Raw genomic sequence first — 526 nt, 5'->3', positions numbered from 1 at the left:
TGCGGAACGGGAGCTCGGAGCAAGGGTGTCGGGGAGATCGACGAGTCCGCCCCAGCGTCCGGGGATCTCCAACGCGGCGACACGCCCCAGACCCCAGACGGCGGCCTGGAGCGCGTCCACGGCACCGTCGAAGCGGCCGACCGACACCGCGCCACGGGTGACCACCCACAACGGTGCCGACACGCCCGCGTCACCCAGAGCCTGGACGAGCGTGACGGAAGCGGTGACGGCCAAGGGGGCGGCCTCGCCATGGCGTCCGTTCGCGAGGGACAACAGGGACACCACACCCGCGACGGGACCCACACCCTCCAGACGCCCGGCGAGTTCGGCGCGACCCGCACCGCTCTCATGCGTCAGCATCTCCACCTCGGCACCCGCAGCCGTCAGGGCTTCCCGGACCGACACGGCCCACGCGTCACCGGCGAGACCGTCGGGGACGACCAGCAGCCAGCGGCCCGACAACGCGGCGCCGCGCGGCAGGTCGGCGAGCGACTGCCAGCGCACCCGGTACCGGGATCCGTTCAGC

The 526-nt window shown here is 73.4% G+C and carries 1 protein-coding gene; it reads right to left on the bottom strand.

The features are described from left to right. A partial coding sequence (locus tag AC5WS8_RS39350) for a SpnB-like Rossmann fold domain-containing protein (protein ID WP_496108269.1) occupies positions 1–526 on the bottom strand: 526 nt, incomplete at both ends.

This window comes from Streptomyces sp. PTL18, from assembly GCF_059510295.1.
Note: the sequence above shows the minus strand (reverse complement) of the source record. Positions and strands in the feature narration are given on the sequence as shown.